The sequence below is a fragment of the Maricaulis salignorans genome, assembly GCF_900103475.1.
Classification (GTDB): domain Bacteria; phylum Pseudomonadota; class Alphaproteobacteria; order Caulobacterales; family Maricaulaceae; genus Maricaulis; species Maricaulis salignorans.
This window is the reverse complement of the sequence record NZ_FNHG01000022.1, coordinates 1-15,960: the sequence shown is the minus strand read 5'-3', so window position 1 is coordinate 15,960 and position 15,960 is coordinate 1. Positions and strand designations below refer to the sequence as shown.

The 15,960-nt window shown below is 64.1% G+C and carries 13 protein-coding genes; 10 read left to right on the top strand and 3 right to left on the bottom strand.

Features of this window, described 5'->3' with window-relative positions; genetic code table 11:
• The first annotated feature begins 12 nt into the window (after window positions 1-12).
• Both BLT42_RS13590 and BLT42_RS13585 read left to right on the top strand, forming a co-directional pair.
• On the top strand, window positions 13-2,016 hold the full coding sequence (locus BLT42_RS13590) for a TonB-dependent receptor (RefSeq protein WP_176780368.1): 2,004 nt from the start codon (window positions 13-15) through the stop codon (window positions 2,014-2,016).
• A gap of 28 nt (window positions 2,017-2,044) precedes the next feature.
• Window positions 2,045-3,247 (top strand): serine hydrolase domain-containing protein, encoded by a 1,203-nt coding sequence (locus BLT42_RS13585; protein ID WP_091771712.1) that lies wholly within the window; start codon window positions 2,045-2,047, stop codon window positions 3,245-3,247.
• A 7-nt stretch (window positions 3,248-3,254) separates the two neighbouring features.
• On the opposite strand, the gene BLT42_RS13580 is transcribed toward BLT42_RS13585, so the two are convergent.
• Window positions 3,255-4,769: an MFS transporter gene (locus BLT42_RS13580; protein WP_091771711.1), complete on the bottom strand. Its 1,515-nt coding sequence runs from the start codon at window positions 4,767-4,769 to the stop codon at window positions 3,255-3,257.
• A gap of 222 nt (window positions 4,770-4,991) precedes the next feature.
• Between BLT42_RS13580 and BLT42_RS13575 the strand changes: the two genes are divergently transcribed.
• Both BLT42_RS13575 and BLT42_RS13570 read left to right on the top strand, forming a co-directional pair.
• Window positions 4,992-5,591 carry a hypothetical protein gene (locus BLT42_RS13575; RefSeq protein ID WP_091771710.1) on the top strand — a complete coding sequence of 200 codons (600 nt, stop codon included), beginning with the start codon at window positions 4,992-4,994 and terminating at the stop codon, window positions 5,589-5,591.
• On the top strand, window positions 5,584-6,633 hold the full coding sequence (locus BLT42_RS13570; protein WP_091771709.1) for a hypothetical protein: 1,050 nt from the start codon (window positions 5,584-5,586) through the stop codon (window positions 6,631-6,633). Before BLT42_RS13575 ends, BLT42_RS13570 begins: the two co-directional genes overlap by 8 nt.
• Here BLT42_RS13570 and hutC read toward each other — a convergent pair.
• A complete protein-coding gene (gene hutC, locus BLT42_RS13565) occupies window positions 6,563-7,303 on the bottom strand; it encodes a histidine utilization repressor (RefSeq protein ID WP_091771708.1) in 741 nt (246 codons plus the stop codon). The genes BLT42_RS13570 and hutC overlap by 71 nt on opposite strands.
• Window positions 7,300-8,670, bottom strand: a complete 1,371-nt coding sequence (locus BLT42_RS13560; protein WP_091771707.1) for a formimidoylglutamate deiminase — start codon at window positions 8,668-8,670, stop codon at window positions 7,300-7,302. Before BLT42_RS13560 ends, hutC begins: the two co-directional genes overlap by 4 nt.
• 79 nt (window positions 8,671-8,749) lie before the next feature.
• Between BLT42_RS13560 and hutI the strand changes: the two genes are divergently transcribed.
• The 6 genes from hutI (at window position 8,750) to BLT42_RS13530 (ending at window position 15,278) form a co-directional block, all read left to right on the top strand.
• On the top strand, window positions 8,750-9,958 hold the full coding sequence (gene hutI / locus BLT42_RS13555; RefSeq protein ID WP_091771706.1) for an imidazolonepropionase: 1,209 nt from the start codon (window positions 8,750-8,752) through the stop codon (window positions 9,956-9,958).
• Complete coding sequence (gene hutH / locus BLT42_RS13550) at window positions 9,955-11,478, top strand: histidine ammonia-lyase (RefSeq protein ID WP_091771738.1); 1,524 nt, start codon at window positions 9,955-9,957, stop codon at window positions 11,476-11,478. Before hutI ends, hutH begins: the two co-directional genes overlap by 4 nt.
• The gene (gene hutG / locus BLT42_RS13545) at window positions 11,478-12,287 is read left to right on the top strand and encodes an N-formylglutamate deformylase (RefSeq protein WP_091771705.1); all 810 of its coding nucleotides are present in this window, start codon (window positions 11,478-11,480) and stop codon (window positions 12,285-12,287) included. Before hutH ends, hutG begins: the two co-directional genes overlap by 1 nt.
• Entirely contained in the window at window positions 12,284-13,963 is a 1,680-nt protein-coding gene (hutU, locus tag BLT42_RS13540; protein ID WP_091771702.1) for a urocanate hydratase, read from the top strand. The genes hutG and hutU overlap by 4 nt, the downstream gene beginning before the upstream one ends.
• Window positions 13,960-14,751: a putative phage abortive infection protein gene (locus tag BLT42_RS13535; protein ID WP_091771699.1), complete on the top strand. Its 792-nt coding sequence runs from the start codon at window positions 13,960-13,962 to the stop codon at window positions 14,749-14,751. The genes hutU and BLT42_RS13535 overlap by 4 nt, the downstream gene beginning before the upstream one ends.
• A gap of 281 nt (window positions 14,752-15,032) precedes the next feature.
• Entirely contained in the window at window positions 15,033-15,278 is a 246-nt protein-coding gene (locus tag BLT42_RS13530; RefSeq protein ID WP_143024161.1) for a hypothetical protein, read from the top strand.
• The last annotated feature ends 682 nt before the right edge of the window (window positions 15,279-15,960 follow it).

The following is a 15,960-nucleotide window of genomic DNA, read 5'->3' as shown; positions in this document are numbered from 1 at the left end:
GCCAGAGCTGCGATGTGGGCCGGTCTTCTTCTGGCCATTGCGGCTTGCCTGACCAGTGCGCCCGCGGGGGCGCAGGATATCATTACTGTCACGGCCGACCGGCGCGGCGAGCCGCGGGACGCGGCGATTATCCCGGTTGCCGTGATCGATGCGGTTGAGATCGAGTTGGTCGGGGCACAGCATGTGTCCGAACTGCTCAACCGCTCGGCAGGGGCCAATATCAATCGCGGCAATGGCGCCGAACATCTCACCGCGATCCGCTCCCCCGTCCTGACCGGCGGTGCGGGGGCTGGCTCCTTTCTCTATCTGGAAGACGGCGTGCCTCTGCGTGCTGCCGGTTTTGCCAATGTAAACGGGCTGTTCGAGGCCCTGACTGGTCTGGCGGCTGGCGTTGAACTGGTGCGCGGCCCCGGCTCGGCGCTCCATGGCTCCAATGCGCTGCACGGCCTGGTCAATATTCTCACCCCCGATCCGGCCACCACAACCACGCGCGCCGGGTTCGAGCTGGGCTCCTTTGGGCGCGTGCGCACTTCGGGCGTGCTGGCGCGGCCGGGAGCAGACGTCAGTGCGGTGCTGGCCGTCGAGGCACAGCATGAGGACGGCTGGCGCGAGGCTGCGGGCCTTGATCGGGTCGGCGTCTTGGCCCGCGCGGACGGGACGGCCGGCGATGTTCGCTGGCAATGGAGCGCCGGCATCGTGACGCTGAACCAGGAAACCGCCGGCTATGTCACCGGAGGTGCCGCCTATGAAGCGCGTACCCTGTCGCGCGCCAATGCCAATCCGGAAGCCTTTCGCGATGCCGTCGCCGTGCGCATGGCGCTGCGGCTGGACGGGGAATGGGGATCGCGATGGTCCTGGTCGCTGACGCCCTATGCGCGCGGCAATGAGATGGATTTGCTGATGCATTTCCTGCCTTCCCAGGCGCTCGAGGAAAGCGGGCATACCAGTGTCGGCCTGCTCGCCTCGACGGCGCGTGATTTCGCCGGTGGCCGCATCACAATCGGCAGCGACTACGAGCACACCAGCGGCTATCTGCGCGAGACCCAGTCGCGGCCAAGCATTTTCTCCTTCGTGCAGGGCGATCACTATGATTACGACGTGGATGCGCACGTTCTTGCCGTCTATGCCCAGGGCCGCTGGCAGGTGAACGAAAGCCTCGCAATGCAGGCCGGCCTGCGCGCCGAGCAGACCCGCTTTGCCTACGTCAATCACCTCGCTGCCGACACGATCGGGCGTTTCCTGCGCCTCGGCGATCGCATTGACAGCTTTGAGACCCTGACCCCGCATGCCGGCGCGATCTGGCGTCTTGATGCCGACCGTTCGCTCTTTGGCCGTATCGCCCGCGGTGCGCGTGCGCCACAGACGACCGAGCTCTACCGGCTGCAGGCGGGGCAGGAGATTGACGGGACCGAGCCGGAAACGCTCGACAGTATTGAAGCGGGCTATCGCCAGAACCTGGGGGGCGATGGCCGTCTGGAGCTGACGGCCTTCTCAATGGCCAAACGCCATGTCTTCTTCCGCGATGCGGACGGTTTCAACGTCACCGATGGGCGCACGCGTCATCACGGCATTGAGGCCGAGCTCGACTATCCCCTCGCGCCCGCCTGGCGCATCAGTCTTGCCGGGACATGGGCCCGCCACAGCTATGATTTCGACCGGCCCGTCGGCACGGTCAGCGAGGTGATCCGCGTGGGCGCCGATATCGACACCGCGCCGCGCTGGCTGTGGGATGCGCGCCTGGTCTGGCAGCCTCATGCGGCCTGGTCGGGCGAGCTGCAATGGAGCCATACTGGCGCCTATTACACCGATGCGGCCAATGCCCACCGCTATGACGGGCACGACTTGCTGGCCCTGCGTCTGCGCTATGCGCCGACCGGACGGATCGAGGTTTTTACGGGCGTGCGAAACCTGCTCGATGAGCGTTATGCCGAGCGCGCCGACTTTGCCTTTGGCAATGAACGCTATTTTCCCGGCGAGCCACGCGCTATCACTATCGGCATTCGCGTCACCGGCTGAACCGCTGCCGCCGCCTGGGGAGGGTTATATGAGACATTTATTGCTGGCCGGTCTGGCCTCGCTGAGCCTGTCGGGCATGGGTCAGGCACAGGACTATTTCCCGGCCGCTGGCGATGCGGATTGGGAGCGCCGCGAACCGGCCACGCTCGGTTTTGATGCCGGCGCGCTGCAAACCGCCATCGATTTCGCCATCGCCCACGAGACCCGCGCGCCTGAGGCCTGGGGCGCGGGAATTGATGCGCGTAATCTGGAAGTCATGGTGCCGCTGACCTGGGCCTATGAGCCGCATTCCAGTCCGATCGGTGAATTGCGGCCGCGCGGCGCGCCGGCCGGCATCATCATCCGCAATGGCTATATCGTCGCCGAATGGGGCGATCTCGAGCGCGTCGACATGACCTTCTCCGTGTCCAAGAGTTTTCTGAGCCATGTTGTCGGCCTCGCCGTCGATGACGGGCTGATCGAGGATGTGTCCGCTCCCGTTTCCGACCTGGTTGCCGACCCGCTCTTTCACACTGAGCACAATACGCCGATCAGCTGGGATCAGATGCTGCGCCAGACCTCGGGCTGGTCGGGCACGCTCTGGGACAAGCCGGACTGGGCCGACCGGCCGTCGCGCGATAATCCGGCCAGCGATCTGGTCGCCGGACCGCCCGTGCCCGGTGCGGCGTGGGAATATAATGATGTCCGCGTCAATGCGCTCGCCCTGGCAGCGCTGCATGTCTGGCGCGAACCGCTGGCGCAAGTGCTCGACGAGCGCATCATGACGCCGATCGGCTCGTCGGGCTCCTGGGAGTGGCAGGGCTACAAGAATAGCTGGGTCGAGCTGGAGGAAGACGAGGAGCTTTACTGGTCGGTTTCCGGCGGCGGCCATTGGGGCGGCGGTATGATGCTCTCCGCCTATGACCAGGCCCGCTTTGGCCTGCTCGGCCTCAATCGCGGCAATTGGGATGGCACGCAATTGCTGTCCGACGCCTGGTATGAGCGCTCGCTGACCCCGACCGATGTCGCACCCTTCTACGGCTATATGAATTTCTTCCTGAACCGCCCCGATATCGACGGTGCGGCGATCTCGGTCCCGTCAGCGCCGCCAGGCAGTTTTGCCTATCTCGGCGCTGGTGCCAACATGATCTATATCGACCCCGAACACGATATCGTCGCCGTGGTCCGCTGGATCGATAGCGGTGAGCGCAATGGCTTTATCGAGCGATTGATGGCGGCGGTGACGGAGTAGGAGCCGACTACGCCTCCGGCGGCTCCGTCTTGTCCTTGCCAGCTCGCGGCTTCTTCTGGCGCGACAGGCGTTCGGTGATCAGGGCGATGGGCAGGTCGCTGACGGCTTTCAGGCCGGCGATGCTCGACGCTGTCTGCACGCCGCGCCAGACACCCATCATCAACTCCTTGCGCATGCGCACGCGTCCGCCCTGGGAAGGCTCCTCGATCTGGTCCAGCCGGGTCAGCGACCACAGGCCGATCAGGGTGGCGGCGAGGAAGTAGAAATCCCAGCGCGTGACATCGAAGGCGGGGATGATGGTCTCACCGTCCGGTGCGCTCCAGTTCACGGTCAGGGAAAACTGATAATTGGCCAGCACGTCGGCATAGAGACCGCCGATGATCGGCGCGGTACCGGCGGCGATCGCGGTGAAGGCGGCGCACAGGGCGAGATGGCGTGTGGCGCCATTGGTTGGTGAGAGCGCATTGGCCATATTGCCCGAGGCCAGCGTCACACCGGCGGTGGCGATACCGGTCAGGATGTGGATGCCGACCAGTAGCGGCATGGTGAAATAATGCCGCTCCGGCAGGCTGGTAAAGGTCCAGGCGAAGATGCAGGCGATGAAGAGCGGGGCGGCAAATTGCAGGACGCGCTTGTTGGAATAGCGGTCGGCGAGACTGCCAAATGTCCCCGTCACCAGCGCATTGGCACCCTGGCTGAGCGCGGTCAGCATCATCACCGTGGTCAGGTCGAGCCCGAGCTGGCGCAGCATCTGCACGGCAAAGAAGGGCGCCGCCAGATTGCTGGCGAAATTCCACGAGAAGAGGAAGGTCACCAGGCGGCGGAAATTCTTCTCCTTCAGCGGCGAGAACAGGCCGGTTTTCTGTTCCGGGCCTTGTTCGAGCGGTAGCGGGGTCGGCTCGGGGATCTGCGCCATGGCAATGGTTTCCAGCACACCGCTGAAAGTCGCGATCACCAGCAGGGCCGAGTAGGCGTAGATCTGCGGCAGGCCGGTGAGGGCGGACCAGTTGTCGACGAAGACGCCGCCGGCCAGGGCCGCCATGGCGGCCATGATCGTCATCCAGGTCAGACGCTGGGCCGAGAATACGCCGCGCCGCTCCGGCGGCAGAAAGTCACGCACCCAGCTATTCCAGGCGCAACCGGCAATGGCACCGAAAATATAGCGGATGGCGAAGGCGACCACGAGCAGGAGCAGGGCCGCCGGGCCGGGCTGCAACAGGGCGGCCGCGGCGGCGCCAAGCAGGAGGAGACGGCTGGCCAGGGTCAGCGACACCGCAACCAGGCGCCGGCTGGCAATCCGCTCGACCAGATAGACGGCTGGCAATTGCGCCAGCTGGGTCAGGGACGGAATGGCGGCGAGCACGCCGATGACCAGATTTGAGGCGCCCAGGCTCAGTGCGTAGGCGGTGAGGAATACGCCGATCGACAGCGTTTCCATGATCTTGAAGAACATGCCATTGCGCACATACCATTTCAGACCGGCCTCACGGTCTGCTTCGGTCAGCTGCGATGTCGGGAACATGCTCGATCCTTGGCGCTCGACCGCTCGTCAGGCTTCGCCGGCCGGTACCGGGCCTTCGCAGGGCGGGAAATGCCGCATAGCATCATCGCCCCGCCCTTGCATCCGATTTGACACCGGCGCGCCCGATTTGCCCGGCTGGCGGATCTGGCCTTAGATCATCGGGGAATCAGCCTCTGACGCAGCGGAACGGGACGACATGACCGGGAATTCGGGAGCAGTGCGATGATCAGCCTGCTCTCCGATCTTGCCCGCGCGCTCGGCCTGGCGGTCGATGCCGCCCTGCTGCAGCGCGCGGCCTTTACCCATCTCGTCGAGCATCCCTCCATCGCCCTGGCGGCGCTGGTCATACCGCTTATCGCCGGCGCTTCCGAAATGCTCGGAAAGGCCTATGTTCTTGCCGCGCAGCAAGTCGGACGCTGGCGCATCATGGCCAGCCTCATCGTGACCGGCCTGGTCTATCTGCTCGGCGTGCTGGTCTGGAGCGCCAGTGCGCATGTCCTGCTCAGCCTGGCCGGCGGGCTGAGTGTGTCAGAAACCGTTCTGGCCGGCACGATCGCCCTGGCCTATGCACCGCGCCTGCTCAGCGTGCTCACCGTCGCGCCCTATTATGGCGAATTCCTCGACCGGGCGCTTGATGCCTGGACTTTTGTCTGTGTCGGTTGGGGGTTCTGGGTCGTGATCGGCGGGCCGCTTGGCCTGGTGATTGTGAGCGCTGCAGCGGGCTGGATGGTGAGTGCGGCGGTTCGCCATTATGGCGGCCGGCTGAGCGAGCCGCTGCTGCGGCGTCTGCGTCTGGTGACGCCGGGAGGCGGCCATGATTGAGGACGCGCTCGGCTGGCTGCTGCTGACCGGTTTTATCGCCTTTGTTCTGGCGAGCACGCTGGCACCGCTCGAGACCCTGTTCTGGTGGTCACGGCAGGGCAGGCGCGAGCCTGCGCCCGCTCCGGCACCGGTGACGGCGAAGCCGGCGGTCCGGGCAGCCACTGAATTCATCGTCTATCTGGGCGGGATTGACCGGATCAGCGGCACGTCCAATTCCAGCCGTGAGCGCCGTTTCCTTGCGGCTCTGCGCGAGGGCGTGCCGGATGCCGTCATGGTCGACAGCGTCTTTCCCTATGCCGCTTCGGGCAATCCGCTGCTGCACGGTCCGCGAATTTTCAGCCGGCTCTGGCGTGCCCTCGATGCGGCCCCGGCACACCAGCGCCGCCCCTTGCTGGCCAATCTCGTCAATGCCCGTAATTTTTTCCAGGTTCTGGTTTCGGCCGACCGGCGTTACGGGCCGGTGTTCAATCTCGCCCTCGCGGGCCTGATCGAGGACAGTCTGCGCGCGGCCGGCTGGCAGCCGGGCGGCGGGGCGCGCCTGACCCTGATCGGGTTGAGCGGCGGGGCCCAGATGGCCGCTGGCGCAGCCGATGATCTGGCCGGTGTCTTCGACGGCCCTATTCAGCTGATCTCGATTGGCGGTGTCATTGCCTCGACCCCGGGGCTCAACCGTCTGGCGCGGATCGATCACCTGGTCGGCAGTGCCGACCGGGTTGAGGCCGCCGGCGTTCTGGCCTTTCCGGCTCGCTGGCCGCTTTCCAGAGGGTCGGAATGGGCACTGGCCCGCTCATCCGGCCGCCTCAAACGCATTCCCCTGGCCAATGTCACCCATAACGGCCCGCGTGGCTATTTTGGTGGCGCCCATCATGGCGGTCGGCCGCAATGGGAGGAGACGGTCGCGATTGTGATGGACTGTATCGAGCGCTTCGAGAACGCCTGTGCCGCTGAGCCGGCCGGCTCGCCCGGCGGCTTCAGTCGCCCGGACGGAAGCGTTCGGTCATCACATGGCGATCGCCGGGATGGGTCAGACGGGCGAGGGTGACGACGGCCTCATTGTGAAATGTGCGCCGTTCCAGCACCAGACAGGCCTCGCCGGGCCCGATATCCAGCCGCTTGGCGAGGCGGGTATCGGCATTGATCGCCGAGACGGTGTGTTCAGCGGCGGTCCAGGGCGTCGCCGCCAGCAGCCAGGCGCCCGGCGTGGTGGTGCTGAAGTCCTGGCTCGCGGCCGCGGGCAATAGGGCCAGATTGATCCAGCGCTCCTCCAGCTCGACAACATCGCCATCGGCAGTGTGAAGACAGACCAGATGCTGTACCGGCGCACCTGGCGAAAGGCGCAGCTGGGCGGCGCGTTCGGAACTGGCCGCGACGGTCTCGTCGGTCAGGCATTGGTAGCCATAGGTCTGGCCGCGTGCCGGGATCGCCGTCGACATGTCGACAATCTCCAGCATCGCCGAAGGCGAGGGCGGCTGGGCGACGAAACTGCCCGTGCGGCGGCGTCGCACGATCAGCCCGTCCTCGGTCAATTCACGCAGCGCGCGATTGACGGTCATGCGGGCTGTGCCGAAATGCGCCGCCAGCTCGGCTTCAGCCGGAATACGGTGGCGCGGCGGCCAGATGCCTGAGCGGATATTGCCCAGGATTGCCCGCCGGATCTGGTCATAGACCGGGCCGGAGCCATCAAGGCTGAGATCGCCGGCCCATTCGCTCATTGATCAATGGCCGTGCGGATATCGAGCATGGCCGTACGATAGGCGGCCTCGATGCGGTCGCGGGTCAGGGCACGCCCCTCGCGCACGACGCATTGGCCACCGACATAAACCTCGCGCACCAGACGGCTGTCGCCGCAAAACAGCCAACTATCCAGACGCGCATCCTCGGACCGCCCGACCAGGGTCGGGTGATGATCGTCGAGAATGACGAAATCGGCGCGCTGCCCGGCCTCAATCCGGCCCGAGGGTTGTTGCAGGGCCTGATTACTGCCGCTCAGCGCGGCGTCGAACAGGCGGCGGCCTGTGCTGCCGCCGGGCGGGGCGAGGACATTGCGCCGCTGGGCCTGCAGGCGCTGACCATATTCCAGCAAGCGGATATCCTCGGCCAGGTCGATGCGTATATGGCTGTCGGAGCCGATGCCGATCCGGCCATGATCGGCCAGATAGGCGCTGGCATTGAAGAAGCCGTCGCCGAGATTGGCCTCGGTCAGCGGGCACAGGCCGGCGACAGCCCCGGACGCGGCCAGGGCGGCGGTTTCCCGGGCGCTCATATGGGTCGCGTGGATCAGGCACCAGCGCTCATCGACGCTCTGGGTATCGAACAGATATTCGACCGGACGTTTGCCGGTTGCGGCGAGGCAATCATCGACCTCTTTTTGCTGTTCGGCGGCATGGATATGGACCGGGCCGCCTTCGCTGAGCGGCAGGATGGCGGTGATTTCGGCAGTCGAGGCCGCGCGCAGGGAATGGGGCGCGATGCCGAGCACGGCATGGTCGATCGTCGCCATATGACGTTTGGCCGAAGCGATGATGTCGGCGAAATGGTCGAGCGTATTGATGAAGCGGCGCTGGCCCGGGCTGGGCGGCATCTCGCCGAAATTGGAGTGACGGTAGAGCACCGGCAGCAGGGTGAGGGCGATGCCGGTTGCTCCGGCCGCCGCGCAAATCCGCCCGGCCATCTCGCCGATGTCATTATAGGCCTGGCCGTGTTCGTCATGGTGGAGATAGTGGAACTCGCCGACCGAGGTGAAGCCGGTCTCGAGCATTTCGCAATAGACCAGTGCCGCCATCGCCTCGACATGGTCGGGGGTGAGATTGTCGTTGAAGGCATACATGATCTGGCGCCAGGACCAGAAACTGTCCTCGCCGGGTCCGCGCCGCTCCGACAGGCCCGCCATGCCGCGCTGGAAGGCGTGGGAGTGGACATTGGCCATGCCGGGGACTGCGACGCCCAGGCACACGGCCTCGGGACCGGGCGGCGTGTCGGGGCTGATACTGGCGATGCGGCCGGCCGCGTCGACCGTGATCTCGACATTGCGGACCCAGCCGCCGGGCAGGAGAATCTCGGCAAAGTGAAATTCGGACATTGGCAGGCCTCCCGGCTGGACAGACTCAGGTACGCAATTTAATTGTATAGACAATTACGCCGAATTGAAGGGCCGTTCAATGCGTTTCGACCGATTACTGACCCATGCCAGGCTCGCGACCATGGTGCCGGGCGAGGTGGCCTACGGCGCCTTGCTCGACGCGGCGATCGGGATTCGCGATAGGCGGATCGCCTGGATCGGGCCGATGTCGGAAGTGCCTGAAACGGCGCTGGAGACAGAAAGCCTCGATGGCCGCTGGGTGACGCCGGCTTTGGTCGATTGTCATACGCATCTGGTCTTTGCCGGCGATCGTTCCGATGAATTCGAGCGCCGCCTGGCCGGCGAGAGCTATGCCGGGATTTCCAGATCCGGCGGCGGGATCCGCAAGACGGTCGAGGCGACGCGCAAGGCCGGCGCGGCCGAGCTCGCCGGCGGGGCGCTGTCACGGCTCGACGCGCTGTCGGCTGAGGGCGTTGGCACGATCGAGATCAAATCGGGCTATGGCCTCACCTTCGAGAGCGAGCTGGCCATGCTCAGGGCGGCGCGTTCGCTCGGTCTGGTCTCGGGCCTGCGTGTCTCCACAACCTTGCTGGCGGCCCATTCCATTCCGGTCGAGTATGAAGGCCGGTCCGGGGCCTATATCGACGAGGTCTGCATCCCGTTGATCCGCGAAGCAGCGCGCGAGGGGCTGGCCGATGCGGTCGATGCCTATTGCGAGAGCATCGCCTTCTCGCCGGAAGAAATCCGCCGCCTGTTCATCGCCGCCAAGGCGGCCGGACTGCCGGTCAAACTGCATGCTGACCAGCTCTCCGATACGGGCGGTGCCAAACTCGTCGCCGAGTTCGACGGGCTGTCGGCGGATCATCTTGAATTCACCAATGCCGACGGCATTGCCGCCATGGCGAAGGCGGGCACGGTGGCCGTGATCCTGCCCGGCGCCTTCTACGGCATTGGCGAAACGCAAAAGCCGCCCGTCGCGGCCCTGCGCGCGGCGGGCGTGCCCATGGCGGTGGCGACGGATGCCAATCCGGGCACATCGCCGATGGTGTCCTTGCTGACGGCGGCCAATATGGCCTGCAATCTGTTCGGACTGACGGTCGAGGAAGCGCTGGCCGGCGTGACCCGCGAGGGAGCCAGGGCGCTGGGTCTGGCCAAGGACATCGGAACGCTGGAAACCGGCAAGCGCGCCGATCTGGCGATCTGGGATGTCGAGCGTCCGGCGGAAATTATTCAATGGATCGGTTTGCGGCCGCTGCATGGCCGCATCCTCGGAGGAGAATGGCTTTGAGTGCGACCATCATCAGACCTGGCCAGATGGCGCTGGCCGACTGGCAGGCCATCTATCGCGGCGCTGCTGCCCGCATTGATCCCAATGCGAAGGGCGGCGTCGATGCCGCTGCGCGCACGGTCGAGGACCTGATTGCCTCGGGCCGCGCCGTCTATGGCCTCAATACCGGTTTCGGCAAGCTGGCCCAGACCCGGGTCGCCAATGACGAGCTGGCCATTTTGCAGGAACGCCTGGTGCTCTCGCACGCGGCCGGGATTGGCGAGGCGCTGCCGGCGAATATCGTGCGCCTGATCCTGGCGCTGAAGATTGCCAGTCTCGGACGCGGCGCGTCGGGCCTGCGCTGGTCGACGCTGAAGGCGCTGGAAGATCTGCTCACCCACGATGTCTTGCCGGTGATCCCGGCCCAGGGCTCGGTTGGCGCCTCGGGCGATCTGGCACCGCTGGCGCATATGAGCGCGGCGCTGATCGGCCATGGCGAGGCCGTCTGGCGCGGGCAGCGCCTGCCCGCCGCCGAAGCCCTCAAGCGTGCCGGGCTCGAGCCGGTCAAGCTGGGCCCCAAGGAGGGCCTGGCCCTGCTCAACGGTACCCAGACCTCGACGGCGCTGGCACTCGCCGCCCTGTTCGGCATCGAGGCCGGGTACAAGGCGGCGCTGGTGACCGGGGCGATGAGCCTCGACGCGGCCAAGGGCTCGATCGCGCCGTTTGATCCGCGCATTCATGCCCTGCGCGGCCATCAGGGCCAGATCGATGCCGCCGCCGCCCTGCGCGAACTCGCCGAGGGGAGCGCTATCCTGGCCAGCCACACCGTGTGCGAGAAAATCCAGGACCCGTATTGCCTGCGTTGCCAGCCGCAAGTGATGGGCGCCGTGCTCGATCTATTGCGTCAGGCCGGCCGCACGCTCGAGATCGAGGCCAATGCCGTCACCGATAATCCGCTGATCTTTACCGATACGGGCGAGGCCATTTCCGGCGGCAATTTCCACGCCGAGCCGGTCGCCTTTGCCGCTGACCAGCTGGCCCTGGCGGCCTGCGAGATCGGCTCGATCTGTGAGCGCCGCATCGCGCTTCTGACCGATCCGGCCGTCAGCGGCCTGCCGGCTTTCCTGACGCCCAATCCGGGCATCAATTCCGGCTTCATGATTGCGCATGTCACCGCCGCCGCCCTGGTGTCGGAAAACAAGCAGAAAGCCTATCCGGCCAGCGTCGATTCCATTCCCACCAGCGCCAATCAGGAAGACCATGTCTCGATGGCCACACACGGCGCGGTGCGGTCGCTGAAAATGGCGGAAAATCTTCATGCCGTGGTCGGGATCGAATTGCTCTGCGCCGCGCAAGGCACGGATTTCCACGCCCCGGACCTCTGCTCGGCCCGGCTGGAAGCGGCCAAGGCGGTCTTGCGTCAGCATGTGGCTCCCTATGGCGATGATCGCTATTTTGCGACAGATATCGCCGCGGCGCGGGACCTGGTCGCCAAGGGTGATCTGGTCACAGCAGCCGGCGATTTGCCCGGAGTGGTTTAATGGACGTGTTTACGCTTGCCGTGGGCAATAGCCCGCTGGTGGTTTCAATGCCGCATTCCGGGCTCGCCCTGAATGATGGCCTGGCTGAACGGCTGACGCCGCAGGCAGCGGGCCTGCCGGACACGGATTGGCATGTGCCGCAGCTCTATGATTTCCTTGAAGAGCTGGGCGCCTCGACGATCCGCGCGAATTATTCGCGCTATGTCGTCGATCTCAATCGTGCGCCGAATAATACCTCGCTCTATCCCGGTCAGCCGACCACGGATCTGGTGCCGCTGACCCTGTTCGACGGCTCGCCCGTCTATCGCGAGGGGCAGGAGCCCGATGAAGACGAGCTGGAAGCACGCCGCACCGATTATCACGATCCCTATCACAAGGCGCTGACCGAGCTTCTGGTCGAGACCCGGATGGAGCATGGTTTTGCCCTGTTGTGGGATGCCCATTCCATCACCGACGAGGTGCCGCGCCTGTTCGACGGTATTCTGCCCGACCTCAATCTGGGCACGGTGGGCGGCGAGAGTTGCGATCCGACGATTGAGCGCGCGGCGCTGAAGGCGATGATGGATCACGAGGAATACGCCTCGATCGTCAATGGCCGTTTCCGCGGCGGTTTCATCACCCGCGCCTATGGCCGACCCAACCAGAATGTCCACGCCGTCCAGATGGAACTGGCCCAGTCGGCCTATCTCGACATGGAGACCAAGGCTTTCGATGAGACCAAGGCCGCCGTACTGCGCGTGGCCTTGAAAGACACCATGGCGGCGGCCCTGCGGGCTGCGGAAATCATGTATTCAGGAGAAGTGAGATGACCTCAACCCGGCTCGATAATGCGCGCGTGATCCGTGCCAAGCGTGGCAGTGAACTCGATGCTCTGAGCTGGGCCACAGAAGCGCCCCTGCGCATGCTGATGAATAATCTCGATCCCGAAGTGGCGGAAAAGCCGGAAGAACTCGTCGTCTATGGCGGTATCGGCCGCGCCGCGCGCGACTGGGAGAGCTATGACCGCATCGTCTCCACCCTGAAACGCCTCAAGCATGACGAGACCCTGCTGGTCCAGTCGGGCAAGCCGGTCGGGGTCTTCCAGACCCATTCCAACGCGCCGCGCGTGCTGATCGCCAATTCCAATCTTGTGCCGCACTGGGCGAATTGGGAACATTTCCGCGAGCTCGATAAAAAGGGCTTGATGATGTACGGCCAGATGACGGCCGGTTCCTGGATCTATATCGGCAGCCAGGGCATTGTGCAGGGCACTTACGAGACCTTTGTAGAAGCCGGACGGCAACATTACGGCGGCGATCTGGCAGGCAAGTGGATACTGACCGGTGGGCTAGGCGGTATGGGCGGTGCCCAGCCGCTGGCGGCGACCATGGCCGGCGCGTCCATGCTCGCTATCGAGTGCCAGCCGAGCCGGATCGAGATGCGGCTGAAGACCGGATATCTCGACAAACAGGCGCGCGATCTCGACCAGGCACTTGAAATGATTGACGAAGCCTGCGCCAAGGGCGAGGCCGTCTCGGTCGGGCTGCTCGGCAATGCGGCGGAGATTTTCCCCGAACTCGTCAAGCGCGGCGTCCGTCCCGATATCGTCACCGACCAGACCTCGGCGCATGATCCGGTCAATGGATATCTCCCGCTTGGCTGGAGCCTCGACAAGTGGGAATCCATGCGGGTTTCCGATCCCGATGCCGTCTCGAAAGCCGCCAAGACATCGATGGCGATCCAGGTCGAGGCAATGCTGGCCTTCCACAAGGCGGGCATTCCCACGGTCGATTACGGCAATAATATCCGCCAGATGGCCCATGATGAGGGCGTCACGAACGCATTCGATTTCCCCGGCTTCGTGCCGGCCTATATCCGCCCGCTCTTCTGCCGCGGCGTCGGACCCTTCCGCTGGGTCGCGCTCTCGGGGGATCCCGAGGATATCTACAAGACCGATGCCAAGGTCAAAGAGCTCATCCCCGACAATCCGCATCTCCACCGCTGGCTCGACATGGCCCGCGAGCGCATCCAGTTCCAGGGCCTGCCGGCGCGGATCTGCTGGGTCGGTCTGGGCGAGCGTCACAGACTGGGTCTGGCCTTCAACGAGATGGTCCGCAGCGGTGAGCTGAGTGCGCCCGTGGTGATCGGCCGTGATCATCTCGATAGCGGCTCCGTCGCCAGTCCCAATCGCGAAACCGAAGCGATGCGCGACGGCTCCGACGCCGTCGCCGACTGGCCGATCCTCAACGCCATGCTCAACACCGCCTCCGGCGCGACCTGGGTCTCGCTGCATCATGGCGGCGGCGTTGGCATGGGCTATTCAATCCATTCCGGCCAGGTCGTCCTCGCCGACGGCACGGATGAGGCCGGGGTGCGCGTGGGACGCGTGCTGTGGAATGATCCGGCGACGGGCGTGATGCGTCATGCTGATGCGGGCTATGAGATTGCGGTGGAGTGCGCGCGCGAGCAGGGGCTGGATTTGCCGAGTGTGGGGAGCGCGGGATGAGCAAGGATCAAGACGAAGTCGATGACGTAAAAACGCCGAGTACCTTGCTGATTTGGTTGGTTGCGGGTGGTGTCATCCTCGCCTGGGCCGCAAGTTTGTTGCTGCTGTTCTTCTCGCCGACGAGCAGAGGCACCTTTGGCGACATGTTTGGGGCCGCTAACGCCCTCTTTTCGGGATTCGCCCTAGCTGGCGTTATTTATGCAATTCTTCTGCAGCGCAGCGAAATTAGCGTCGCAAGAAAAGAGCTGAGACACACCAGAGATATCCTAAGCGACCAACAGGATCATCTGCGAAAGCAGAACTTCGAAGGAACCTTCTTCCAACTCCTACGGATACTCACAGAGATAACGGCGCAAATTGACTTAGCGTCAGCTAAGTCAGTGACGTCCGGAAAGGACGCGTTGAAAGTGTTCCATGAGCGCGCGCTCTCATGTGTCCTCCCCACAGCCCAGAAGTTAGCGGGTGGGCATGATTTTGATGAGGGGTATAAGACATTTTATCAGCAAAATGGACATGAGTTGGGGCACTACTTCCGCACTTTGTACAACATCATAAAGTTCATTGATCAGTCGGATGTTCAGAATAAGAATTTTTATACCAACTTGGTTCGGGCCCAGTTATCGGACCGGGAAGCCGCACTTTTGTATCTTAACGGGTTGTCGACGCATGGCAGCGAAAAATTTAAACCGCTCATCGAGCGATACAAGTTGTTGAAAAACGTGGACAAGAAGCACTTTATACATAGTGAAGTTCGTGCCCGATACGATGATGCGGCTTTTGGAAACTGAACAGAGTAAATCCGATCGAATAGCGGTTTGATGTGAGTTGCGGTGGCAAGCGTTTCTGGCTCACTTAGACGCATTTTCAGCGCCATAAAGCCACAGTAGAACCTATTCTTCGCGACGGCCCCCATTATTCGCTTGCCAAGATCCCGCCATCGGGGTTCAGCGCTAGGGCGCTCCGGTGAAACGTGTACCTCAGGCATGAGCATCTTTGGTACGTGTTCTGGCGTGGGCCCGGATATTCCAAGAACGGGAACCAGGGCTGGCTACCCCTCACGGTGTCGATGATGATCAGACTTCTTGCCCTGATATGGACCGTGCTGTCGCTGGTGACGGCGATCGCCTTCGGCTGGCTCTTCTTGACGATGCATTGGAACAACCGCGCCTGTTTCGACGAGAACGGCCGCTGCTTCCTCGACGGCGTCGTGTATCACGACACGAGCTTTCTCTATTTCTGGATCGTCTTGCTGGCGGCCGTGTCCGCGCTGGCTGGCGTCGTCATCGCCATGCGGGCGCGTCGGTCCGCAAGCTAGGTGGGTTCGATGTCGCTTCGGACTCGACGGAAGAACAGACACTTGGGGGCGTGCCCCTGTCGCCCCTGGGGGGCACTATCTTCGCCCCGGAACAAGTCCGGCGCACCTCTTCGTTGATGGAAGAGGTGGCCGCGAAGTAGTCGGAGCTGGTGAGGATGACGGACGCGACGATCCGCAGACCTTGCACCGCCGCCAATAACCCTCCGTCATCCCACGGTGCGCGCAGCGCGTTCGGGGGACCTCGGCGGTGGCGCTGGCCGTGAATGATGCCCACCGGATCGCTGAGTTCCCCCGGACACTCAGCCGCGCAAAGCGCGCCCGAGCACCGTGGGATGACGGTGGGGTGGGGTGTTTGGTGCCGGTGATTATTCGGCGCTGACCTGGCTTATCCAGCACCAAGCATACAAATCATCCTCATCCCAGCGAAGGCTGGGACCCAGATTCACGCACCGACATCTCATTGATTTGGCGCCCGTTTCCGACCCTTTTGCTCTACGAACCGGGTCCCGGCCTTCGCTGGGATGACGATCTATGACCCAAATTATCCCCACCCCCGCAGCCTGCGCCTATGCTCAACCCGTTCCGGTCGCACGGGAGGCACGAGCTCAGTCAGTCGCGGCGAACGGGAGCGTGCAGCCTGTCCGGGCGAAGGGGTGACAACCTGAGCACTGGCAGGGCGTCC

Excerpts from the sequence above, each read along its gene's own strand:
- BLT42_RS13580 (WP_091771711.1), bottom strand. The coding sequence starts at position 4,769 with ATGTTCCCGACATCGCAGCTGACCGAAGCAGACCGTGAGGCCGGTCTG.
- hutC (WP_091771708.1), bottom strand. The coding sequence starts at position 7,303 with ATGAGCGAATGGGCCGGCGATCTCAGCCTTGATGGCTCCGGCCCGGTC.
- BLT42_RS13560 (WP_091771707.1), bottom strand. The coding sequence starts at position 8,670 with ATGTCCGAATTTCACTTTGCCGAGATTCTCCTGCCCGGCGGCTGGGTC.
- hutU (WP_091771702.1), top strand. The coding sequence starts at position 12,284 with ATGACCTCAACCCGGCTCGATAATGCGCGCGTGATCCGTGCCAAGCGT.
- BLT42_RS13530 (WP_143024161.1), top strand. The coding sequence starts at position 15,033 with ATGATCAGACTTCTTGCCCTGATATGGACCGTGCTGTCGCTGGTGACG.
- BLT42_RS13575 (WP_091771710.1), top strand. The coding sequence starts at position 4,992 with ATGATCAGCCTGCTCTCCGATCTTGCCCGCGCGCTCGGCCTGGCGGTC.
- hutI (WP_091771706.1), top strand. The coding sequence starts at position 8,750 with ATGCGTTTCGACCGATTACTGACCCATGCCAGGCTCGCGACCATGGTG.
- hutG (WP_091771705.1), top strand. The coding sequence starts at position 11,478 with ATGGACGTGTTTACGCTTGCCGTGGGCAATAGCCCGCTGGTGGTTTCA.
- BLT42_RS13590 (WP_176780368.1), top strand. The coding sequence starts at position 13 with ATGTGGGCCGGTCTTCTTCTGGCCATTGCGGCTTGCCTGACCAGTGCG.
- BLT42_RS13535 (WP_091771699.1), top strand. The coding sequence starts at position 13,960 with ATGAGCAAGGATCAAGACGAAGTCGATGACGTAAAAACGCCGAGTACC.
- BLT42_RS13570 (WP_091771709.1), top strand. The coding sequence starts at position 5,584 with ATGATTGAGGACGCGCTCGGCTGGCTGCTGCTGACCGGTTTTATCGCC.
- BLT42_RS13585 (WP_091771712.1), top strand. The coding sequence starts at position 2,045 with ATGAGACATTTATTGCTGGCCGGTCTGGCCTCGCTGAGCCTGTCGGGC.